Consider the following 22,115-nt stretch of genomic DNA (forward strand, 5'->3'; position numbering starts at 1 on the left):
ACGGGCTTTGAGGTTCCTCAAAGCCCTATATCTCCTAACTAAATGATTAACCTTTTCTCTCATGGCGAGATTAATCCATATAGTCAGGCATGGAAGGCATTCTACAAAATGAGGACTATCAAATGATAGAAAACAGCTTTGCAATAACGACGACGTTTATTGCGTATCTAATTATGATGCTAGCAATCGGTGTTATTGCTTACAAACGTACATCTAACTCAACTGACTACTTCCTAGGTGGTCGTTCGTTAGGCCCATGGCCTGCTGCACTTTCTGCTGGTGCATCAGACATGAGTGGTTGGTTGCTACTTGGCCTACCAGGTTACGCTTACGCTGCTGGCTTTGAAGCATTCTGGCTTGCTGGTGGACTACTTGTTGGTACTTGGGCGAACTGGTTAATCAGTGCTAAACGTCTACGTACTTACAGTATTACAACAGAATCACTGACGTTGCCTGAGTTCCTATCTCGTCGTTTCAATGATAATTCGAAGTTGATTCAAACGATCTCTGCTTTCTTTATCCTTTTATTCTTCCTTTTCTACACAAGTTCAGGACTAGTAGCGGGTGGTAAATTGTTTGAAACGGTATTCGGCCTAGATTATACAACAGCGGTTATTATCGGCACGGTATGTGTGGTTTCGTATACCCTGTTTGGTGGTTTCCTTGCGGTATCTTGGACTGACTTGGTTCAAGGTCTGTTGATGTCTGCTGCGCTATTGATTGTACCAATCGCAGCTATGAACGGTGGCCTTGGTCAGCTATCTACTGACCTTCATAACATCAACCCAGAGCTACTCACGCTATGGAATGATGCGAAAGGTGAGCCTCTTTCTGCTATCGCGATCATCTCGCTAGCTGCATGGGGTCTAGGTTACTTTGGTCAGCCACACATCCTTGCTCGTTTCAAAGCAACGCGTAGCAATAAAGACCTAACAACAGCGCGTCGTATCGCTGTGGTATGGACTGCACTGTCTATGATTGGTGCAATGTTGGTTGGTCTTGTTGGTTTAGTTTACGTGACTAACTCTGGCGCGCCTAAGCTAGAGGATGGCGAGAAGATCTTCATGCTTCTTGTGAACGCGATGTTCCACCCAGTAATCGCAGGTATCCTACTGGCGGCAATCCTAGCGGCAATCATGAGTACTGCGGATTCGCAACTTCTTGTTTCTTCATCTGCAATGGCAGAAGATCTGTACAAGCAAGTACTTAAGAAAGATGCGACGTCTGAAGAGATCGTTCGTGTAGGTCGCTTCGCGGTAATCCTAATCTCTCTTATTGCACTTGCTCTAGCAATGACACCAGACAGTTCAGTACTTGGCCTTGTGTCTTACGCATGGGCTGGTTTTGGTGCTGCATTCGGTCCTGCTATCGTATTGAGCCTGTATTGGTCTCGTATGAACCGCAACGGCGCTCTAGCGGGTATCGTGGTTGGTGGTGTAACGATTGTTCTTTGGAAACAGTTCACGGGCGGTTGGTTCGATGTTTACGAAATCGTACCGGGTATCATCCTATCGACTATCTCTATCGTTATCGTGAGTCTAATCACTGGCGAGCCAGAAGACCAAGTTAAGAAGCAACACGCTGAGTTCGAGAAAAACCTTGTTGAACTAGACTAATCGTCTGGACTGAGGTTTTCAGCTAAGTCATAGGGCTGGATGCTCACTAGCTCAATGATGACAAGAGTTTACAATGTAAACCCTAGAATAGAGTCACTTCGGTGGCTCTATTTTTTTGTCTATTTTCTAATGCCTTGAGTTCTTACTGGTCAATATTAGATGGAGATAATACCTTTCATCGAGCTTAGCGTGATAAGAACGTGGTGAGAGCATTCAGCGCGTGGGGGAATGAGATATGTCGCCATTGTATGTTTGATGCATACTGTTGTTCGGGACAGTTATTTGAGGATTTTACAATGTAAACTGACGATACTCAAATGCGGGGGACTGATATTAGTGACGTTTGATGTCAAAAATATAATAGAAAAATGATTGTTTTTTGAACTTGGCGCCCACTTTTGTAATTAGCTCCGTGAATTGTGGAACCTAATTGGACATGATGTGTCAATTGTCAGTAACTACTAAAGACCTATAGGACAAAGGTATGCCTGATCTCTATTGCAAAGGATGTAAAAAAACAACACCACATAAGTCGGTAATGAAACGTTGTGAATCAGAGCCTGAGACCGTTTCCGGTCGTATGATGCAATGGACGTCAAAACTATTTAGTGGCAACCTTCACTATAATATGGAAACTCAGCACTTCTGTCGCACGTGCAATTGCCGCAGTGAAACTGGAAGCACAGTTCCCCGAGTTGGTCTCGCTAACGTATAGTAAGTGTTTACTAACCTAGAGAAAAACCTCCGCTAAGGAGGTTTTTTTTTCGATGTCGTTTTGAATTCAAGTTCTGCTTCAATGCTATTGTCATCATTTTTCACTTTCCATCCACAATTTGAGTGCTCGATTTATTAGTGCTTGAGTAACATGCTTTGATTCTGCCCTTCAGCTAACACAGTACGGTTGGTACGCGATTTTTTGTGTTTTAATCATAGAATTATCCCTGACCTTTGCTCATTCTATTATTCACTTTGGTATTTCCCTTCTTTCTTTTCTGGCTCAATTTATGTGTTAATCGGGTCATGGCTACAATAGTTTGTTAATAACTTAAGATTGACAGGGGCTACTATCATTTTTCGGGTATTTACATTTTCCTTGAATGTTGTTGATGTATTTAGTTTTTAAATGTGTGAGCAGGGTTTTGCCCGATTGCTCTTAGTATGGAATATACTGAGCCGAATTTAGAATGTTTAAGGAATGTTATGTCTCAGCATCAACTTGATCGTATCGATAAAGAGATACTAAGAATTCTGCATATAAAAGGGCGCCTGCCAGTTGTTGAATTAGCGAAACAGGTAAACCTAACAACTTCTCCTTGCTCTGATAGACTGAAACGACTGGAAAAAGAGCGTTACATAACGGGTTATCACGCTGAATTGTGCTCAGAAAAGTTAGGGCTTGATGTGCAAGTCTTTATCCATATCCGTCTCGATCAAACCAGTTTTTCGATTTTTGATAAATTTGCTCAAGCGGTTGAGTTGATGCCTGAGGTGGAAGAGTGCTATTCATTGTCTGGTGACTTTGACACCATGATCAAGGTTCGAGTTAAAGATATGAAGGCATATCAAGCCTTTATGGCAACCAAACTAGGCACCTTGCCAGGCGTTATTCAGACGCGTAGTGAAGTCGTGATTGAAGAGCATAAAAAGGGTTTTGGTGTAAACCCTGAGTTGTTGGCAACCTTGAAGTAGAGCGACGTCTTCGCGGCTTCATAGCTAAAGTGGGTGTTGATTGGATATAAAAATGGAAGCTGATGAGCTTCCATTTTTTGTTGGGTGCCAGAAAAAAGCAACCAGATAAACTGAGAACGAGCAGACTAAAGGGTAATCGCCGCAGAAATTAAACCGATTATACCGCCGAACACACCACCCCAAACGACTAGCCAGCCAAGGTGTTTCTTGATCATGGTTTGAACCATCTCTTTAACGAGTTTTGGTGTTAGTTCATTCAAACGCTGATCGATTATCGCTTCAATGTTCTCTTTGATTTCATCCATCATTGCAGGTGACTCAAGTTCATCTTTAATGGCATTTTTTACGGAATCACTCTTGCTGATTTCAATCACAGATTCTTGCATCTTCTCCACAAATGGCGCTTTCATCGGTTGTAGTGCTTCTGTGCCGCCAACCATTGCCAACATGCCACCAAACTGTGAGTTCTCGATTACATGAACCAGTGAATCGAACGCAGGATTAAAGTCGATCTTCTTAATCACTGGCTCTAGATTGAGCGATTTGCCAGTCATCTCACTGCTAAGGAAGCGGTCGATGTTACTTTCAGTAAAGAACTGTTCCATCATTAGTTGCTTAATGGCTGCTTTGAACTCTTCAAAACGTGCAGGAATGACGCCTGAGCCATATAGGCCGGGTACTTTTTCGAACAACATATGGATCGCAAGCCAGTTGGTGATGGCGCCTGAAAATGCAAATAGGCCAGCATAAAGCAAGTATTGGTTTGCTGTCGCATAGCCGCCAGCAAGCAGTGCTAACGCAAGCACGTTAGTTAAGACACTTTTATTCATGGTTGATCTCTAGAATGAGTATTGCGCGCATTTTAAGAAAAAAACGCCAAGAAAAAAACCCAAAGGATCAATCTAGTGATGGAAAGGGAAATACAGAGTGCCGAATGACTAATATAAAAAAGGCTAGCCTTCCCCCGAAGTCTAGCCTTATTCCAGAACGCGCAAGCGAAGCGCCTTTGATGTTAATCTCATTATATAGTTACGAAATAACATTCTGCTATGTGTAATTCACTCGTTAATTAACAAATTGATGTGAAACACGCCGCATAATTTAAAATAGCACATGAATTAAGCGTTTGATGTTTGGTCAAGCTCATCGGCAATGAAGCCTCCTGTCTGGTGGCTCCACAACTGTGCATAGATACCATTGTGCAGAATGAGCTCTTGGTGAGTGCCTTCTTCAACGATCTTGCCTTCATCGAGTACGATTAGGCGATCCATCGCAGCGATGGTCGACAAACGGTGTGCAATCGCAATCACTGTCTTGCCTTCCATTAGTTCAATCAAACTTTCCTGAATGGCTGCTTCGACTTCTGAATCGAGTGCTGAAGTTGCTTCATCGAGAACAAGCAGTGGAGCATTCTTCAGCAGTACGCGAGAGATAGCGACACGTTGACGTTGACCACCAGAAAGCTTAACACCACGCTCACCCACCTGTGCATCGTAACCAACATTACCAAATGGGTCGGTTAGCGTTTCGATGAACTCATGTGCGTGCGCTTGCTCGGTTGCGGCATACACTTCTTCATCCGATGCTTCCGGGCGACCGTAAAGAATGTTGTCTTTGATTGAGCGGTGAAGCAGTGAAGTATCTTGAGTCACCATACCAATGTTGCTACGTAGAGAGTCTTGAGTGACCGCTGATATCTCTTGGTCATCAATCAGAATGCGGCCGCTTTCTACATCATGGAAGCGCAATAGCAAATTAACTAAGGTCGACTTACCCGCGCCAGAACGGCCAACTAAACCTACTTTTTCGCCTGGTTTGATATTAAGGTTCAGACGATTAATAACACCTTTATTTTCACCGTAGTTAAAGCTCACATTGTCGAAGTGAATGCCACCTTGTGTGACTATGAGAGGTTTCGCATCTTCTTTGTCTTCGATAGCGATGGATTTGGAGAGCGTTTTAATGCCATCAATCACGGTTCCTAGGTTTTCAAACAGGCCACCGATTTCCCACATGATCCATTTCGACATGCCGTTAATACGCAAAGCTAAGCTGACTGCAATCGCAATGGCACCTACGGTGATCGCGTTATCTAGCCACAAGTAGATAGAGATCCCCGCAATGCTGAACACCAGTAAGTAGTTAGCAAACTCAACCAATATGTTGAAACCTGTTACCAAGCGCATCTGTCGATGTACGGTGTCTAAGAAGCTCTCCATGCCTTCTTCTGCGTATTCGGTTTCTCTTTTGCTGTGTGAGAACAGTTTGACGGTTGCGATATTGGTGTAGCTATCGACAATACGGCCCGTCATCAGCGATCGAGCATCGGCTTGTTCTGAAGATACGTCTTTAAGCTTTGGCACGAAATGCAGTTGAATGCCGACGTAAATAAATAACCAAATCAACATCGGTGCCATTAAGCGCCAATCTGATTCAGCAAGCATGAACAGCATCGCCGTGAAGTAAACTGTTACGTAAACAAACACATCGACCATCTTGGTCACGGTTTCACGCACTGCAAGCGAGGTTTGCATCACTTTGGTCGCGACACGTCCGGCGAAATCATCTTGATAAAAGGACAGGCTTTGCTTCAAAAGGTAGCGGTGCGCTAACCAACGAATCGACATTGGGTAGTTGCCCAGTAAAGTTTGGTGAAGCAATAGCGAGTAAACACTTATCAAGATTGGCATCACAACCAACAGCAGAATACCGAGCCCCATCAATGTCGACTCGTTGTCTGCTAAGAAAGTGTCTGGGTTACTTGTTGATAGCCAGTCAACCAGTTGCCCCATGTAACCGAACAGCGCAACTTCGATGATCGCGATGGTCATTGTCATCAACCCGAGTATTATCAACGGCTTTTCAAAGCCCCGAGTGTAATGGCGACAGAATGCTAGTATTCCAGTGGGAGGTTGTATTGGCTCTCCCTTTGGAAAGGCTTCGGTAAAGCCTTCAAATTTCTTGTACATAAATTTCCTTTTGTAAGCCACTGCATCACGATGTGCAGTTATGTTTTTATAAGTACGATTTGAGTTCTATAAGCATTAGCGTTACGTCGTTCGAGGGGGGTTGTTTGAAGAAAACGTAAAGAGTGTTTTTAAATACGTCTATTTTAGATTGAATTAGACAGGAAAAAATTAAGCTTATTTCAAACGTAATTGATTGTTATGCAACGGTGATAATCCTAACGTTAAATGGATTAAATTGTAATCAAAACTCGTGGTTAGCTAGAAAGTGAAGTCAGAATATTTATTCAACAAGTTCCTTAATTGATATGCACGCAGTTGGTTCTTTCTGATGTGATGTTATATCGCAGTAAAAATAACGGAATAATTAAACTTATGCAGTTATTGTGTGGGATAAATATTCAAATCATTATTATTTTCAGTGAATCTTGTTGTAACAAGTTGTTTACACTTCTGAGTAAATAAAAGATAGGGATGGTTGATATGTTAAACCTACACAAGAAATCACTGCGTATTACTAATGTTCAAAACGCCAATTGCGTTGTTATGGTTCCGCCAAAAGAATTTCGATTTAACGAAGAAACTGCACGTGATAATGAGTTCCAGCACAGAGTTAACTTGACCGAATCTGAGATTAAGCTAGAGACGATGGCTGAGTTTAAGGAGATGGTGGCCTCGTTGCGTAAAGAAGGTGTGCAAGTTGTAGAGTTTGATTACCCCGAGTTAGGAGTAGAAACACCTGATGCTGTTTTTCCTAATAATTGGTTTAGCACTTGTGGCGATGGTAGTTTGTTCACTTTCCCTATGGCGTGTGAAAACCGTCAGCATGAAGTAAAGCCACACGCCTTAATTGAAGCGCTAGAAGCCTCAGGTCGTATTGTTAATCATAATGAGTCGCTAGAGTCTTATGTTGCACAGGGCTCTTATCTAGAGAGTACTGGCGTTATGGTTATCGATCATATTAATAAGACGATCTACGCTGCGCTTTCTCAGCGTTGCGACCGTGAAGTGTTAGAAGATTACGCTAAGCGTATTGGTTACTCTCGCGTGGTCTCATTTCAAACGGCACTACCGTCTGGTCAGCCGATTTATCACACTAATGTGATGATGGCGATTGGTGATAATTTCTGCGTGATTTGCGATGAAGTGATTCCTGAATTTGAGCGTCGCTTTGTTGTGAAGTCACTTGCTAAAGATAAACAGGTTATCTCTATTTCCATAGATCAGATGAATCGGTTCTGTGGCAACATCCTGCAGTTGGAGACAGTGAATGGCGATAAGGTAATCGCAATGTCTCAATCGGCATATGATGCTTTTTCTCCAGCGCAATTAACTCAGCTTGCAACGCATGGAAAGCTGTTGCCATTTAACGTAAAAACCATCGAAGACATCGGTGGTGGTTCAGTTCGTTGTATGTTGGGTGAGGTGTTCTTACCAACGCGAATTAATCGCTTGTAACACGCCATCGGTCTTTGATAATAACCGGTTAATACCATTCTATTCGTAGAGTGGTATTTTTGTCTTTAGCCTTGAAGACAAGTGTTCATTAGGTGCTCGTGAAAGCTCTGTGCTCGATAAACTGAGCAGATAGCGTGACCACTTCCTTGGAATACACAAGTGCAGTGTGATTGAGCTTGAGGGCACAGGTGTCAGTAGCGCCTCTTAGGTTCGCGTCTTCAAGTGTGACCGTACCGTCACCTGGGTTTCTGCCTAATACAATACGTCCGACTCCGGTATCGTAGGTGCCAGTGATAACACCAATCGGTACTTCGATATCGTAATCACCCAAACCATCACTTAAGATTATTTCACTCGAACCAAAGATAAATCCAAGCCCATGATTCGACAGTGTCTTAGCGATGGTTGCTCCATTGTGCGGGGTGCCCGCAGTGATGATGCAGGTGTCAGAGAACTTGGGTTGATAGAATTTAAAGTAGTGGCGAATGAGTAACCCACCAAGTGAGTGACCAAAAAAGTAAACTTCATCGTGTTCATCAAAACGAGCGTCTACAAAGCGATTGAGGCGCTTAGCGGCAGAAGGAAAACGTAAAGAGTTGTAGGCAAACTTGTGCGTTATAAAGCCACGCTTTTTAAAACTCTTATCCAGATACTGCATGATCAACGCAGGCATATACAGGCCATGAATTAAAACTATATGTTTGTTTTTATTATTCATTTTTGTCCTCCGTCTGATGATGCCTTCCAGTATATTGAGTCACCAATTTAAACTCAATAAAACTTATTGTGAATGAGAGACAATTGACGGTCATAAAGCGTGAGTTCTTTTTAATGGTATAGTTAGCAGAAAGTGAATGATTTTTAATTGAAAGAGGGATAACTATTTTAGCCCTCTTTCTGAGCCTATAGATGATGCTCCACAAGAGGGAACTTTACTTTTGTGTGTCTTCAGTTTTCACAAGAGTAGTGTGGATAGTTTCATCTTTAAGTTCCGGTTCGACTAAAACCTTGATCACGCCTTTTTGTAGAATCAGGTTGTTAGGGTAAGTGATGATGTTGCCCGAACTGTGTCGGAGAATCACGTGGAACATGGTGATATCGATGATCACGCCGCTGATGTCTTCGTCTTTCTCTGCGACTTTTACTTTGTCACCAATACGATACGGGAACACAAAGAATATCAGTACGCTGGCTGTGAGGTTACTTAAAATTGACCACTGTGCAAACAACGCGACACCGAGCACCGCAAATATGGAGGATAAAAACAGGGAGATGTCGCCAAAACCTAAGTTTAGGATAATAGTAAAAATAGCGGTGAAGAGTAGAAACAGAGTGATATTGAAACATTTAAGCACGGACTGTTTACGCTTCAATGCGACACGCTTATTTTTTGCTAGTGCTTCGATCCAATTCTGACCTAAGCGTTTTATCACCCAATACAAAACGATAAGAAGCAAGCCTAAACCTGCTTGTTTAAACCACATATTTGATTGTAAATACTCAACCATTAAATAAACCTTAATTTTCTCAAAATAACGACTTCTATCGCCACGATCATGAGCAGCCCAACACAAAACAGTGGGAATGCCACTGGGTTCTCTGTTCCTGGAATACCGGCAATATTGACTCCGAGTAAACCGGTGAAGAAACCAGCTGGTAGGAAAATACCTGCAATGATCGAAAATAGGTATGTATTTCTATTCATTTTTTCAGCTTGATGCTGACTTCGGCTAGCAAAAAATACATTAATCTGATCGATGTAAAACTCAATCGATTCATTAATTCTCAGCATGGTGTCGAGACTGTTTTTTATATGACTGTTGTGTTTGTTGAGAGGAGTCGGTAGTTCATTCATTAAATCTTCGAAGACGTATTTCTGTGGTTTCAAATAACGTCTTAATTTGAGTAGCCTTGAATGCAAAGCGTTGATGGATTTTATATCGATATGGGAGTCAGACTCCAGATCGTCAATCAGTTGTTCTACAGGAGTTAAGAAGTTCGAAATGTAGTGGTTTATTCCACGTATCATTCCAAGCAAAACATCTGGCAATGATGTTGGGCCTTGGTTTTGTTCAAGGTCGGAGAGTAAATTGCTGACTGCTTTCGAAGGGACTTTGCGTGTTGATATTAAGGTGCCTTTGTACCATAAGATGCGCAGGCTCAGCATATCATCGGGATTAGCACCTTCGTTTAGGTTAATGCCTCGTAGGATAATTAGAAAGCAATCATGGCCAAACTGTTCAAATCGAGGACGAGTGTCATCTGCGAGCAGAGAATCCACAATAGCGTTCGAAACTGTATTATTTTGAAGCCATTCTCGTAACCCTTCAGCATCTCTTTGGCAGTGATACCAAGTCGCTTGTTCGAATGGTTCTGGGGTGGTGTTGTGTTCATGTGCCACCCCCTCTGAAAATTGCCAGCTTGAAATTATGAAAGCGTCCATTCGTCGATCCTTAATGATATGAGGTATATCGAAATGACGGTGCCATTTAAGGCGCCATACTGAGCACGGTTTAATGAGGTTAGTTTGTTTTTGTGAGTAGTATGAACTCGCTTTGTTTTCTCGAACAAATGTAGCTCATTGTTTAGTCATTATAAATTAGCATTAGAGTACAGCGTTAGCGATGGATAAAAGAGAAAAAACTGAGGTATTTTCTTTGTACGCAGGAGATAAATCGATGACAGTAAGTCGCTTTTTACCATCACTAACATAACGACAAGCACAAGCTTAACGACACGAGATATTCAGTCAGGCTAATTACACACTCTCTAACATTCAGTCTAGTCTGTTATGGCGAAAGCTCTAATTGGATCTGTGTCACTTCAGAGCGTTAGCGTTTCAGAGTGTTGAAGTTAGTTTATTAGAGATGGCTGGTTATCCGATAGGTTGAGAGGTTTGAATAATGAAATTGACTATTGGGGTGAGAACGGTACAAATTCACTCTACTGAGTGACCTTCATGACAAGGTGGAACAGCAAAGTGAATGAGTATGTTTAGCTTATTCTATGTGACTCAATCACATTAGAAGTTGTATGAACCACCGAAGCTAATGCTGTTGAAGGCAAGTGTTTTGTCTTCTTTCTTAAAGCCGTAGTCGTTCTCAACACTAACTGCATCTGCTTGCGAAATTAGGCGCAGTGTTAAATGTTCAATCGGCGTGTATTCAACACCAACACCAAAGTGGAAGCCAGTACCACTGTCGTCATCGTAACCAGCACTCTTGTTTGCGTTTAGGTCAACAGAACTTAAACCAGCCAATACGAATGGGCGTATTGTGTTGTCGAATGTGTAACCGATGTTTGCGGATGCAGAGATAGATGTCGGTGACAATTTAGCCGCCCCCTTTTTGTAGTTTGCGTAATCGTTGTAGCCAAGTTCAACACCAACGATACGGTTGAATTGGTAACCGCCGTATAGGTTGTAGCCCATGCCGTCTGAATCTAAACTACCTTGACCATCTGTATCAGAACCTTGGTAGAGACTAAGTCCGCCACCAATGTACGCACCACTGTCAGTGCCTGCTGCTAAAGCTGGAAGAGAAACCGCGCTGATTAACCCTAGTGCCAATGCTGATTTCGTTATCTTGTTCATCTTTGTTACTCACTCTGTCATGTTTTTAAATGTGACTGTAGGTCACTGTCAATTTTTAATACTTGTTGTTTTTGGCTACTCGGCCGTTGTTGAATATTATCCCTGAGTCTTTTGCTCATTACTGTATGGCTTTGTAAGTTGAACCGTTACATAGTGGGTGGATTACACATCGAGTTGCTTATATGAGTCAGCCAGATTATGACAAGGAGAAAAAGATGTTAACGAGACAGAAGACGGGTTTGGTGGTTGTGGATGTGCAAGGCAAACTCGCACGCCTTGTTGATGAGAGCGATACCCTGATTTCTAATTGTGGAAAGCTGATTGAAGGAGCACAGGTTTTAGGTCTTCCTATTGTGAGCTTGGAGCAGAACCCAGAGAAGTTGGGGCCTACCGTTAGTGAGTTGAATGACTTGTTGGGCGAAGATAAGCCGATACCAAAATTTACGTTCAACGCGTGTAACGAGCCCAAGTTTGTTGAGGCAGTGCAAGCCAAGGATGTGGATACGTGGTTGGTGTGTGGCATAGAGGCTCATATCTGTGTTTATCAAACCGCCATTGGTTTACTGGATCTTGGGTACAAGGTTCAGGTAGTTGGTGACTGTGTTAGTTCACGAACCGCGCTTAATAAGAAATTGGCTATCCGAAGATTGGCTGGCTCTGGTGTTCTAATCACAGGATTGGAAATGAGCTTATACGAGCTCGTGAAAGACTGCCGCACCCCTGAGTTCAAGCAAGTCCTATCCTTAATTCGTTAATCACTCTCTTAAAGCCGCTGATTTGAATAATCTAATCGTGTTTATCAGAGGATCAAGTTAGACAACACATCGGTGATTGGGTATTTAAAAATTTAATGGCTGATGTGTGCCAGAAGTTGGGTGTCAAGTTTTCAGTACCAGTGGAACAATAAGCGAGTGCGCTACCCGTCTCCTTATTACCGATCTATTGATAAAAATATTATGTGATTTACCTCTCACTTATTTACTTAGCGCGCTAAGTAAAGTAAAGTGGTTAGCACGCTAAGTAATTAAGGCTTTCATCATGGTTCAAGACATCCACAGTCTTAAAGATCTTTCTCTGGCCGAGCAGCTTGCTCGCGTTTCTCGTCTATGGAAAATGGTCGCTGACCGTGAACTCGCACCGCTTGGTCTTACCCACCCACGTTGGACTGCGCTATGGAAACTGCAACGCCTCGGTGACAACGTGAGTCAGAAAAAACTCTCGGAAGCGCTCGAGATTGAATTGCCATCATTAATGAGAACGTTGAACCAATTAGAACAGCAATCGCTCATCACTCGACACTGCTGTGTTAGTGACAAACGTGCTCGAATTGTGAGTCTTACCGATGACGGTAAGTCGTTAATCAAGCAAATGGAAGCTCGCATTATTCAAGTTCGTCGCCAGTTGCTCAATAGTATCGATGATGACGAGATGAAAAAGCTCTCTTTCATTCTTGAACAAATTACCCATAACGCCCTTGATGCTCTTAGCGAAAAGTCAGAAACCACACAATAAAAGAGAAGTTACTATCTATGACCCCCGACGAAAAATTCGCGCGCTGGATTAAATTTTCCTGTTTCGGATTTGTTCTTGTTTTTGCATATTTTCTTGTTGCTGATCTCACCATGCCATTAACGCCTCAAGCAATGGCAACCCGTGTCGTAACTAAAGTTGCACCTCAAGTCAGTGGACAAATTACCCACGTATATGTGAAAAACAACCAAGCTATCCATCAAGGAGATCTCCTATTTGAAATTAACCCAGCGTTTTATCAGCTTGCGGTTGAACAAGCTCAATTAAACCTTAAACAAGTTATCCAAAATAATGAGCAGCTTGACGCATCCATTGCTGCTGCCGAAGCGGATCTAAAAGCCAGTGGTATTCTTGCAAACCAAAAAAACCGTGAAGCAGAACGATTAAATGCGCTTTTCTCACGCCATGGTACTTCTCAAAAGTTACGCGATGACGCTCATAGCTCCGCCGTGGCGGCTAAAGCGAATGTTGCTGCTGCGAAAGCACGTTTGAAAGAGTTACAAGTGAGTCGTGGTGAAATCGACGATAGTAATGTCAGTATTCGTGTAGCTCAAAATCAATTAGAAAAAGCCAAGCTCAATCTTTCTTATACACAAGTGATTTCAGATCACGATGGTGTGATAACGAACTTACAGTTGAAAGCCGGTACCTATGCCAGTGCGGGTAGCCCATTGATTGCGCTAGTTTCAGATAACGTTGATGTTATCGCAGATTTTCGCGAAAAAAGTCTGCGTCACTTTTCAATCGATAGTCACGCCTTGATCGCGTTCGACAGCAAACCTGGACATGTCTTTAACGCACAAGTGAGTACTCTGGATGCGGGGGTCAGTGCGGGTCAATTTGCAGCCGACGGTAGTCTTGCAACACCAACAGTCTCTAATCGCTGGGTGCGGGATGCACAACGAATGCGTGTGCATTTAGACATCGACAATGAACTCGTTAAGCAACTTCCATCTGGAGCCCGAGCTACGGTTCAATTGATCCCTAACAATGCGGTATTCGCATGGCTTGCGAAAGTACAGATTCGTTTCCTCAGTGTTTTACACTACGTTTACTGATCGGGAGGTGGCATGAAATTATGGGATCACCCGTTATCTGGAAATGATTTTCGACAATGCCTACGTATTGCCACTGGTGCTACTTTAGGTTTTACCATCAGCAAACTGTTTGGTTGGAATAACGGCGTATTTTTTACCGTTACACCAATGTTGCTATTGGGTATGGTACCTGTGATGAGCGCACACGCTGCGCGTCAATTGTTTGCATCTGCCATCGTTTGTGGGCTGGAAGTTGGTATTATTGGTGGGTTATTAATCAGTCATCCCGGCATGATGACCATGGTGGCTTTTGTACTATTTCTGATAAAGTTTGCCTGCATGTCAAAAGGCAGCTTATTTTTGTTTGGTGCAAACAGCATCATCAGTTTGAGCATTATGCTGCACTTTGCCAGTTACCCAAGCATCGATTTAAACAACCTTATTTTTACCAACTTACTTGCCTGCGTGCTGTCCGTCATCATTGCTTATTTAATGATGTTTGTAATTCCAGATGTGGAATCCCGTCAGCCACCGCCGAGGCCAACCGAAGCGAAAAAAAGCCACCGCATGCGCCACGAAGCCTTAATGGGCGCCAGTATCGCTACGCTTTCGTTTATTGTGTTCCAAGTTTTTGATCTGCAGGACTCAATGTCAGCACAGGTCACGACGATATTGCTGCTTTTTCCAATGAACTGGAATGGGGCATTGGGTTATGCTCGCAAGCGTGCGATGGGGACATTGTTTGGTGTGACTTTTGGCTTAGCCAGTCAAATTCTTTTGTATGACTGGTCAGATTTACTGTTATTTGTGGTTCCACTTTTGTGGATAGGGGCAATGATTTTTGGCTACATGCATGTGAAGGAGTCGAGTGGTTCAGGAACAGGGTTTGGTGGGTTGACAACCATCGGCATTTTATTCGGCCAGTACCTCACGCCTGGCGGTGACCTTATCTATAGTGCCCTATATCGTGTCAGCAGTATCTTGTTTGCTATTGTCGTGACGTTATTGATCACTTATTGTATTCATCGCTTGTTGAACTGCTTTCCTGCGACTCGATTTAGCCATGAAACCGCTTAATTTATCTCAATATCTCATATTCTGCCCACCCTCTGTCGGGGCGTAATTTAACCTTCCTCACTGACACGTGACCTAACCATTCGTGCGACTGGTCTTAAGTTTTATGGCGAAGGGGAGTGGAAAGTAAACAAACGATACAAATGGAAGTGTAGCGTCTGGTGAAAGCGGCATATATCAGTCGATACAAGCACTCATTCAATAATCGTGACAGAGCTGAGCTATCAAAGGTCATCGATGCAGAAGTGCTCATCACTGATTTATGTAAACATATCTAAGTATCATTGAGGAGTATCACTCCTTTAAAGAGGTTTATTTGAATAATCTAATCGTATTTACCGGTGGCCCGGGATCAGGTAAAACCTCGGTGATCGATGCGTTGAAAAGTCACGGCTATCGCTGCGCACCAGAAGTCGGGCGTAAAGTGATTCAACACCAAGTCGAGCAACAAGGGAATGCTTTGCCATGGTTAGATAAAGCAGCCTTTCGTGATGAAATGGTGCGAGAAGAACTAGCCAACTACCAAGCGTTTCAATCGAGTGAACAGCGCGTTTTCTTTGATAGAAGTATCGTAGATTCATATGGTTACAGTTTGTTGGAATCTTTACCGACTTGTGAATTTCTGTTGAATCAATGCAATGAGCTTGAATACAACAACAAGGTCTTTATCTTCCCACCATGGGATTCGATTTTCATCAATGATGAGGAACGTAAGCAAGATTTCGAGGAAGCGATCGCCACCTACGAAAAAATGGTGTCAGCCTATAATAAGTTTGGCTATCTGCTGGTGGAAGTACCTAAGTTATCTGTTGAGGAAAGAGTCGACTTTATCTTAGCTTCAATTGACTCAGGCGAGTGATTTCCAGAAAAGCCACAATTAAAAAAGCCCCGCAGTATCGACTCGATGGAGTGAATACTGCGGGGCTTTTTTATTCAGATTCAGTTTGTGATGACTTAGTTTTTGGTGACTTAGCGGCGAAAAGCTTAGTCGCGATAACATTTAATCACCAAGAGGCTGTCTATCGCCCCCACCTCGGTAGGAATCTAGCGCAACCTTCAAGCGGCGCAGTTTATCGCGCGAGCGGTTCTTGTGATTGACTGCCATGCCCATTGAAAGTACATCCACTAACGCCAGCATCGCGTAGCGAGATGCCGATGGTTTGTAGATGAAATCGGTTTCCATGTGTTTGATAGGTAACAAGATATCTGCAATCTGTGCTAGTGGCGTATCTTGTGGGGTAATCGCAATGATCTTAAGCCCGTATTGCTTAGCCAGCTCTGCGGTTTCAGTGATCACGGGTGTAAAACCGGTCGCTGAGATCATCACCATCACATCATTGGCATCTGCTGTCGCAGCAACCATGCGTGACATCAAACCATCGTTGTACGACACCACGGGATAGCCCAAACGAAACAGTCGATGTTGCAGCTCTTGAGAAGCGATGGTCGAGCCACCACCCATGCCGATAGCAATGATCTGTCTGGCGTTATGCAGCCAACTGACTGCGGTTTCAACGTCTTGCTCTTTGAACAAAGTGCGGTTGATGTCTAGGCTCTGCTTGATCGATTCGTAGATACCTTGATAGCCAGTTTGGTTTACCGGCTCGAGAATAAAGCGCTGGCCAACCGTTAGGGTTTGAGCTAGCTTGATCTTCATATCACGTACGTTGTTACAGCCAATCGCCTTAGCAAAACGAGTAATAGTAGCTTCACTGACTTGCGCGTTTTCTGCGAGTTCTGTAATGCTGGCTTTAGCGGCAAAATCAATGTCGTCCATGATCAGCTTGGCAACTTTTTTCTCGGCATCACGAAGAGCGGGAAAACGCTCGGTTATCTGTGAAATGATATCTACTTCTAAACTCAAGAATCCTGATCCTTTGTTGATGGGGCTAAGCCTTAGCCCCGTTAGTATATCTGAATGCTTCGCTGATTCTAGTTTATTGAAAAATCGAGCTAGAAGCAGGTCTCTACCCAGTTTGTTACCTGATGTTCGTCATCACTGATGGCAATGTAGCGCCACTTATCGAAAGTCAAACACGGGTGTGACGTTGAGAATGCAATCATGTCGCCCACTTCAATCTCGGAAGAACCGTCCGTTTCAACAAAGGTATGTTGATCCATCACCGCAGTAGAGGTTAAGCCTTTCACAGAGATAGCTTCGCCATTGCGATAGCCGCGCTCAGCAATTGGTAAGCCTGCATCGAACGCCACATCACGCTTGCCTAGCCCAACCACTAATTTGGTAGGCTCCGGACTAGAGATAACATACGCCCACACCTCAAGTGCTGATTCTAAATCCCCACCCAGTTCACACGCGTAACCTTGGTTTACTTGCGCACGTTGCAGCACCTTACTTTGAGCATCTAGGTAGATACCGGTATCGTGAATCGCGTAACAGCCCGGGCGGATGATCGCCAAGTAATCGGTTAGGTTCGCTAAACATTCTGCAACCACGTCATACCAAGCAGAGCCCGCACCCGTGATGATAGGTTGCCCTACAATTAGGCCATCTGATGCGAGGCTTTCGACCGAAGTCAGCGCCTGTTTCAAGAAGATGCGAATGTCTTGTTCTGCGTTGTCACCGTGAATCACACCCTCATACACCTCAATACCCGCGAACGAAAGGGCAGGTGTGTCTTGGATGGTTTGAGCCAGTTCTAGAACTTCTTGTGGTGAACGACAACCACAACGACCGCCCGGCACACCAAATTCGATCAGTACTTTTAGCGTCTGCTTTGTATTAGCGAAATATTGGCTAAGTTGCTGCACGTTTACTGATGAATCCACACAACAGTAAAAGTCGACATCAAATTCACTGATCAGCTGTTCAACGATCGCCATGTTGGTTTTACCCACCAACTGGTTGGCCATGATGATTCGTTTTGCACCCGCCATAGCGGCAACTTCTGCTTGTGCAGGTGTCGCTACTGTAATACCCCAAGCGCCATTTTCTAGCTGTTGGCGGAAAAAAGCAGGGGTCATTGATGTTTTGCCATGTGGCGACAATTTAACCTGATGGTGATCGGCGAATGATTGCATCCAATTTAGGTTATTGGTTAAGGCGGATTGTTTGATAATTGCTACCGGAAGCGAAATATCTTCATCAACCAGTCGGTAAATACCGTTCTCAGATTGTGATACTGCTCTCCCTTTTTGGCCTTTTTCAGTCAAGATGAAACTATCATTTTGATACTTTGTAACATCTTTTTGTGCAGGGTTATGTTTCATTGCTGATTCCTAACATGATTTAAGTTGTTGTTATTTAGGGTTTAAATATATCTGTGATCTAATTTGTGGTGGAAACTATCACACAAATTAAAATATTATGTGTGTTTTGTCACTGAAAATAATCGGCTGAATTTCTAATATAGCTCCATCAACACAGTGGATTGAGAGAGTGAGAAATGTTGTTCGATACGATAATTAAAAATGTAGAGGTGTTTGATGGCACCGGCGAACAATCGTTTTGTGCCGATGTAGCAATCCGAGATGGAAAAATAGCCGAAATTGGTCAAATCGATCACGAAGATTGTGGCCAGTTGGTTGAGGGAGCAGGCTTAGCATTGGCTCCTGGATTTATCGATGTACATACACATGACGATACCAACGTAATTCGTTACCCAGACTGCCTGCCTAAGATCAGCCAAGGTGTTACAACCGTGATTGTTGGCAATTGTGGCATCAGCGCATCACCAACCGTTTTGGCTGGCGATCCACCTGACCCAATGAATCTTTTAGGTGCGCAGGCTGATTTTAAATACCCAACTTTCGCCGCGTATGCACAAGCGGTAGAGCAAGCTAAACCCGCAGTAAACGTCGCTGCGTTAGTTGGCCATACCACATTGCGCAACCAAGTGATGGACGACCTGCAGCGCACTGCAAGCGAAGACGAAATCGCAGCGATGCAAACCAACCTTGATTTGGCGATGGCGCAAGGCGCATTAGGTTTGAGCTCGGGTTTGGCTTACGCCAGCGCGAAACAAGCGAATGCCAACGAAGTGATGCAGTTAGCGAAAGTGCTTTCTGGTCACGGCGGCATCTATACCACGCATATGCGTACCGAATTTGAAGAGATCTTAAGCGCGATGGAAGAGGCGTTTGAGACAGGACAATACGCAAAAGTGCCGGTTGTTATCTCTCACCTTAAATGTGCAGGTGCGGGCAATTGGGGCAGAACCGTTGAAGTGCTTGATTTGATGGACAAGGTTTCTGAGCACCAAGATGTGTCTTGCGACTGCTACCCATACTCAGCGAGCTCTTCGACATTAGATTTGAAACAAGTGACTGACGATTTCGACATCTTCATCACTTGGTCTGAAGCAAAACCAGAACACGCAGGCAAAACGCTGAAGCAGATTGCTGATGAAATGAATCTCCCCCTGATGGATGCAGCAAAAGCGCTTCAACCAGCGGGTGCGGTGTATCACTGCATGGATGAGAACGACGTAAAGCGCGTATTGAAATACAAACTGACCATGGTCGGTTCAGACGGTTTACCTAATGACCCGCATCCACACCCAAGATTGTGGGGCACCTTCCCGAAAGTATTGGGTCACTACTGCCGAGATGAAAAGCTGTTCTCGCTGCCAGAAGCGATTCACAAAATGACCGGAATGTCGGCAGAGCGTTACAACTTAGCGGGCCGAGGCGAAGTTCGCTGCGGTGCATTTGCCGATTTAGTTTTATTTGATCCAAAGAATATTAAAGACACAGCAACATTTGAAAATCCTATTTCAGTTGCTGAAGGAATAGAAAGTGTATTTGTAAATGGTGAGTTGACTTACCAGCAAGGAAAAGTAAGAAATAATCGTTCAGGCGTTTTTATTTACCGAAACTAGAATTTAAATTATTTATTAAATTCAGATGACTATAAAAACGGCGAATTAATTTAAATATATTGGAATAGAAACTTTTTATCTATAAAGCCAATATTATCTATAAATAAGTGGAGTTAAAAAATGACTATTAAACGTTACGGTGTTGAAGGCGGTACAGGTACAGGCGGACAACATTTACCATTTGCACGTGCAACTGAAGCGGGTGGTTTCCTGTACGTTTCTGGCCAGACACCGATGACAGATGGTGAAGTGGTTGAGGGTGGCATTGTTGACCAGTCTCGCCTAGCGATCCAAAACTGTGTCGATATCGTGACTGAAGCGGGCTACGGCCTAGAAGACGTAATGCACGTAAAGGTTGTGCTAACGGATTCTCGTTACTTCCAATCTTTTAATAAGGTATTCAAAGAGTTCTTCGGTGCTAACCCACCGGCACGTATCTGCATGGTCTGTGACCTAGTGGTAGACGTGAAAGTTGAAGTAGATGTGACTTGCTACCGCGCTGATCGCGTTTAGTTATAACCTAATCACAATAACCTACTTAGAGAGTATTAGGGGGTAAGCATCCCTGTTATTATCCTTTAATACTCTCACCCTACATTTATAAAAATTACTTTAATTAAAAAATATACAAAACCAATAAAGTAATTATATGAAATATAAAATTAATGGATCATAAATAAAGTTCAGGAATGAACTTAATATTTCACTGAGAGGTGTCAAATGAACAGCACACTTTTTCTTACAGGCTTCGGCGTGTACGTATTATTTTTAATTTGGTTAGGTTGGTTTGTCTCGCGTAATCAAAAATCTGGCGAAGATTTCTTATTAGGCGGCCGTGGCCTGCCATTATTCTTAGTACTGGGTACAACCGTCGCGACGATGGTCGGTACGGGCTCAAGTATGGGGGCGGTTGGCTTCGGCTACGCGAATGGTTGGGCAGGCGCTCTGTACGGAATTGGCGGTGCTGTCGGCATCCTATTGCTAGCCCTTTGGTTTGCTCCGGTTCGTAAACTGAACTTCATGACCATGAGTGAAGAGCTGGCTTACTATGTTGGTGCTAACCGAATCGTGAAAAACGTAGTTGGTCTGCTTATCTTTATCGCGTCAATCGGTTGGTTGGGTGCGCACATTCTAGGTGGCGGCATGTACCTAGCGTGGATTGCTGACATCGACCTGAACCTTGCGAAAATCATTATTGCTGCGGCATTCACTATCTACGTTGTTATCGGTGGTTACACTGCGGTTGTATGGACCGATACGATCCAAGCTATCATCCTTTTTGCTGGCTTCATCTTGATGGCGGTTATGTCTGTGGATCACATCGGTGGCATGGATAACCTTTACGCTGCGATGGACCCTGCTGCTACGAGCTTTTTAGCAATCGATAAACTGGGCATTCTGCCTGCTGTTTCTTTGTCTGTGGTTATCGGTGTTGGTGTACTGGCGACGCCTTCATTCCGCCAACGCATCTACTCTGGTAAAGATGTTTCAACTATCCGTCGCTCATTTGTGGCATCGGGTGTGTTGTATCTTTTCTTCTCAATCATCCCTGCAATCATTGGTATGGCTGCTCACGCCATCGACCCATCATTGGATAACCCGAACTACTCGTTCCCTTACGTAGCAGCAACGGTTCTTCCAGTTGGCGTAGGTATGATTGTTCTTATCGCGGGCCTATCTGCAACCATGTCGAGTGCAAGCTCAGATGCGATTGCTGGTGTGTCTATCCTACTGCGTGACGTTTACGTGATGTTCACAGGCCGTGTACCAAACAAAGAATCAATGCTGAACTACTCTCGCTTGGCACTGATTGTGGTGATTGGTTTTGCACTGTTGTTCGCGCTTACGTCGAACGACATCATTGGCTACATCACTAAGATGATTTCAACAGTCATGTCGGGCATGTTTGTGTGCGGTATGTTGGGTAAATTCTGGAAACGCTACAACTGGCAAGGTGCGCTTGCTACGCTAGCGGGTGCTTCTGTGGCTTCATTCGTAGTGATGCTAAACGCTGATTATACGGCTTTCTGGGGTAATCCTGTGATTCCTTCATGTCTGTTTGCTCTAGCAGCAGGTGTGGCTGTGAGTCTATGTACTCCGGCTAACCAAGTAACACCAGAAATGGCGAAAGCGATTCTTGATGACGAGCGTGCTCTGATGGAGATGGAAATATCTGAGACTGGCGTACTTGAAGAAGAAGCGGCACCTCAACGCCCTGCAAATCAAACAAGCTAAACCTAGTCTCTACAACTGGTTTGCTTAATTTAGGCCCTGCTTAACGGTAGGGCCTTTTCTAAAGTCAATTATCTCTATTT

19 protein-coding genes and 1 pseudogene are annotated in these 22,115 nt (G+C 43.7%); 12 read left to right on the forward strand and 8 right to left on the reverse strand.

The annotated features are described in order from the left end of the window. Positions 1 to 89: 89 nt before the first annotated feature. Both putP and ACED48_RS00695 read left to right on the forward strand, forming a co-directional pair. Complete coding sequence (gene putP, locus ACED48_RS00690) at positions 90 to 1,616, forward strand: sodium/proline symporter PutP (protein ID WP_017057716.1); 1,527 nt, start codon at positions 90 to 92, stop codon at positions 1,614 to 1,616. A gap of 1,200 nt (positions 1,617 to 2,816) precedes the next feature. Then, on the forward strand, positions 2,817 to 3,305 hold the full coding sequence (locus tag ACED48_RS00695; RefSeq protein WP_017057717.1) for an Lrp/AsnC family transcriptional regulator: 489 nt from the start codon (positions 2,817 to 2,819) through the stop codon (positions 3,303 to 3,305). A 125-nt stretch (positions 3,306 to 3,430) separates the two neighbouring features. Here ACED48_RS00695 and ACED48_RS00700 read toward each other — a convergent pair whose 3' ends face one another. Continuing rightward, positions 3,431 to 4,135, reverse strand: coding sequence for a DUF445 domain-containing protein (locus ACED48_RS00700; RefSeq protein WP_017057718.1), 705 nt, complete (start codon positions 4,133 to 4,135; stop codon positions 3,431 to 3,433). 288 nt (positions 4,136 to 4,423) lie between these two features. Then, positions 4,424 to 6,274 (reverse strand): ABC transporter ATP-binding protein, encoded by a 1,851-nt coding sequence (locus ACED48_RS00705; protein WP_017057719.1) that lies wholly within the window; start codon positions 6,272 to 6,274, stop codon positions 4,424 to 4,426. A gap of 480 nt (positions 6,275 to 6,754) precedes the next feature. Here ACED48_RS00705 and ACED48_RS00710 point away from each other — a divergent pair, with 480 nt between their 5' ends. Beyond that, entirely contained in the window at positions 6,755 to 7,729 is a 975-nt protein-coding gene (locus ACED48_RS00710) for an arginine deiminase-related protein (protein ID WP_029627169.1), read from the forward strand. A gap of 88 nt (positions 7,730 to 7,817) precedes the next feature. Here the strand turns inward: ACED48_RS00710 and ACED48_RS00715 are convergent, their stop codons facing one another. From ACED48_RS00715 to ACED48_RS00730, 4 genes are all read right to left on the reverse strand, one after another. Continuing rightward, positions 7,818 to 8,447 carry a triacylglycerol lipase gene (locus ACED48_RS00715; RefSeq protein ID WP_017057721.1) on the reverse strand — a complete coding sequence of 210 codons (630 nt, stop codon included), beginning with the start codon at positions 8,445 to 8,447 and terminating at the stop codon, positions 7,818 to 7,820. A gap of 214 nt (positions 8,448 to 8,661) precedes the next feature. Then, positions 8,662 to 9,237: a mechanosensitive ion channel family protein gene (locus ACED48_RS00720; protein ID WP_017057722.1), complete on the reverse strand. Its 576-nt coding sequence runs from the start codon at positions 9,235 to 9,237 to the stop codon at positions 8,662 to 8,664. Next, on the reverse strand, positions 9,237 to 10,172 hold the full coding sequence (locus ACED48_RS00725) for a zinc transporter ZntB (RefSeq protein WP_017057723.1): 936 nt from the start codon (positions 10,170 to 10,172) through the stop codon (positions 9,237 to 9,239). Before ACED48_RS00725 ends, ACED48_RS00720 begins: the two co-directional genes overlap by 1 nt. A 579-nt stretch (positions 10,173 to 10,751) precedes the next feature. Further along, positions 10,752 to 11,321 (reverse strand): porin family protein, encoded by a 570-nt coding sequence (locus ACED48_RS00730; protein WP_017057724.1) that lies wholly within the window; start codon positions 11,319 to 11,321, stop codon positions 10,752 to 10,754. 215 nt (positions 11,322 to 11,536) lie between these two features. On the opposite strand from ACED48_RS00730, the gene ACED48_RS00735 reads away from it, so the two are divergent. From ACED48_RS00735 to ACED48_RS00760, 6 genes and pseudogenes are all read left to right on the forward strand, one after another. After that, positions 11,537 to 12,076 carry a hydrolase gene (locus ACED48_RS00735; RefSeq protein ID WP_017057725.1) on the forward strand — a complete coding sequence of 180 codons (540 nt, stop codon included), beginning with the start codon at positions 11,537 to 11,539 and terminating at the stop codon, positions 12,074 to 12,076. A 283-nt stretch (positions 12,077 to 12,359) separates the two neighbouring features. Continuing rightward, positions 12,360 to 12,833, forward strand: coding sequence for a transcriptional regulator SlyA (gene slyA, locus ACED48_RS00740; RefSeq protein WP_017057726.1), 474 nt, complete (start codon positions 12,360 to 12,362; stop codon positions 12,831 to 12,833). A gap of 17 nt (positions 12,834 to 12,850) precedes the next feature. Beyond that, positions 12,851 to 13,909 carry an HlyD family secretion protein gene (locus tag ACED48_RS00745; RefSeq protein WP_017057727.1) on the forward strand — a complete coding sequence of 353 codons (1,059 nt, stop codon included), beginning with the start codon at positions 12,851 to 12,853 and terminating at the stop codon, positions 13,907 to 13,909. Positions 13,910 to 13,921: 12 nt separating this feature from the next. After that, entirely contained in the window at positions 13,922 to 14,965 is a 1,044-nt protein-coding gene (locus tag ACED48_RS00750) for a DUF2955 domain-containing protein (protein WP_017057728.1), read from the forward strand. Between the two features lie 72 nt (positions 14,966 to 15,037). Further along, a pseudogene (locus tag ACED48_RS00755) lies at positions 15,038 to 15,213 on the forward strand (IS5/IS1182 family transposase); the annotation flags it as partial. Between the two features lie 65 nt (positions 15,214 to 15,278). Next, on the forward strand, positions 15,279 to 15,821 hold the full coding sequence (locus tag ACED48_RS00760; protein ID WP_017057729.1) for an AAA family ATPase: 543 nt from the start codon (positions 15,279 to 15,281) through the stop codon (positions 15,819 to 15,821). Between the two features lie 141 nt (positions 15,822 to 15,962). On the opposite strand, the gene ACED48_RS00765 is transcribed toward ACED48_RS00760, so the two are convergent. Further along, positions 15,963 to 16,826 (reverse strand): MurR/RpiR family transcriptional regulator, encoded by an 864-nt coding sequence (locus tag ACED48_RS00765; RefSeq protein ID WP_017057730.1) that lies wholly within the window; start codon positions 16,824 to 16,826, stop codon positions 15,963 to 15,965. A gap of 89 nt (positions 16,827 to 16,915) precedes the next feature. Continuing rightward, a complete protein-coding gene (locus ACED48_RS00770; RefSeq protein ID WP_017057731.1) occupies positions 16,916 to 18,190 on the reverse strand; it encodes an amino acid deaminase in 1,275 nt (424 codons plus the stop codon). A gap of 176 nt (positions 18,191 to 18,366) precedes the next feature. On the opposite strand from ACED48_RS00770, the gene ACED48_RS00775 reads away from it, so the two are divergent. The 3 genes from ACED48_RS00775 (at position 18,367) to ACED48_RS00785 (ending at position 22,035) form a co-directional block, all read left to right on the forward strand. Beyond that, positions 18,367 to 19,800 carry an amidohydrolase family protein gene (locus tag ACED48_RS00775; protein ID WP_017057732.1) on the forward strand — a complete coding sequence of 478 codons (1,434 nt, stop codon included), beginning with the start codon at positions 18,367 to 18,369 and terminating at the stop codon, positions 19,798 to 19,800. A gap of 120 nt (positions 19,801 to 19,920) precedes the next feature. Then, entirely contained in the window at positions 19,921 to 20,313 is a 393-nt protein-coding gene (locus tag ACED48_RS00780) for a RidA family protein (RefSeq protein ID WP_017057733.1), read from the forward strand. A 207-nt stretch (positions 20,314 to 20,520) separates the two neighbouring features. Continuing rightward, a complete protein-coding gene (locus ACED48_RS00785; RefSeq protein ID WP_017057734.1) occupies positions 20,521 to 22,035 on the forward strand; it encodes a sodium:solute symporter family protein in 1,515 nt (504 codons plus the stop codon). Positions 22,036 to 22,115: the final 80 nt, after the last annotated feature.

It is taken from the genome of Vibrio sp. 5S239 (genome assembly GCF_041439575.1).
Classification (GTDB): Bacteria; Pseudomonadota; Gammaproteobacteria; order Enterobacterales; family Vibrionaceae; genus Vibrio; species Vibrio kanaloae.

Coding starts and splice junctions, on each gene's coding strand:
- putP (WP_017057716.1), top strand. CDS start 90: ATGGAAGGCATTCTACAAAATGAGGACTATCAAATGATAGAAAACAGC.
- ACED48_RS00695 (WP_017057717.1), top strand. CDS start 2,817: ATGTCTCAGCATCAACTTGATCGTATCGATAAAGAGATACTAAGAATT.
- ACED48_RS00700 (WP_017057718.1), bottom strand. CDS start 4,135: ATGAATAAAAGTGTCTTAACTAACGTGCTTGCGTTAGCACTGCTTGCT.
- ACED48_RS00705 (WP_017057719.1), bottom strand. CDS start 6,274: ATGTACAAGAAATTTGAAGGCTTTACCGAAGCCTTTCCAAAGGGAGAG.
- ACED48_RS00710 (WP_029627169.1), top strand. CDS start 6,755: ATGTTAAACCTACACAAGAAATCACTGCGTATTACTAATGTTCAAAAC.
- ACED48_RS00715 (WP_017057721.1), bottom strand. CDS start 8,447: ATGAATAATAAAAACAAACATATAGTTTTAATTCATGGCCTGTATATG.
- ACED48_RS00720 (WP_017057722.1), bottom strand. CDS start 9,237: ATGGTTGAGTATTTACAATCAAATATGTGGTTTAAACAAGCAGGTTTA.
- ACED48_RS00725 (WP_017057723.1), bottom strand. CDS start 10,172: ATGGACGCTTTCATAATTTCAAGCTGGCAATTTTCAGAGGGGGTGGCA.
- ACED48_RS00730 (WP_017057724.1), bottom strand. CDS start 11,321: ATGAACAAGATAACGAAATCAGCATTGGCACTAGGGTTAATCAGCGCG.
- ACED48_RS00735 (WP_017057725.1), top strand. CDS start 11,537: ATGTTAACGAGACAGAAGACGGGTTTGGTGGTTGTGGATGTGCAAGGC.
- slyA (WP_017057726.1), top strand. CDS start 12,360: ATGGTTCAAGACATCCACAGTCTTAAAGATCTTTCTCTGGCCGAGCAG.
- ACED48_RS00745 (WP_017057727.1), top strand. CDS start 12,851: ATGACCCCCGACGAAAAATTCGCGCGCTGGATTAAATTTTCCTGTTTC.
- ACED48_RS00750 (WP_017057728.1), top strand. CDS start 13,922: ATGAAATTATGGGATCACCCGTTATCTGGAAATGATTTTCGACAATGC.
- ACED48_RS00770 (WP_017057731.1), bottom strand. CDS start 18,190: ATGAAACATAACCCTGCACAAAAAGATGTTACAAAGTATCAAAATGAT.
- ACED48_RS00775 (WP_017057732.1), top strand. CDS start 18,367: ATGTTGTTCGATACGATAATTAAAAATGTAGAGGTGTTTGATGGCACC.
- ACED48_RS00780 (WP_017057733.1), top strand. CDS start 19,921: ATGACTATTAAACGTTACGGTGTTGAAGGCGGTACAGGTACAGGCGGA.
- ACED48_RS00785 (WP_017057734.1), top strand. CDS start 20,521: ATGAACAGCACACTTTTTCTTACAGGCTTCGGCGTGTACGTATTATTT.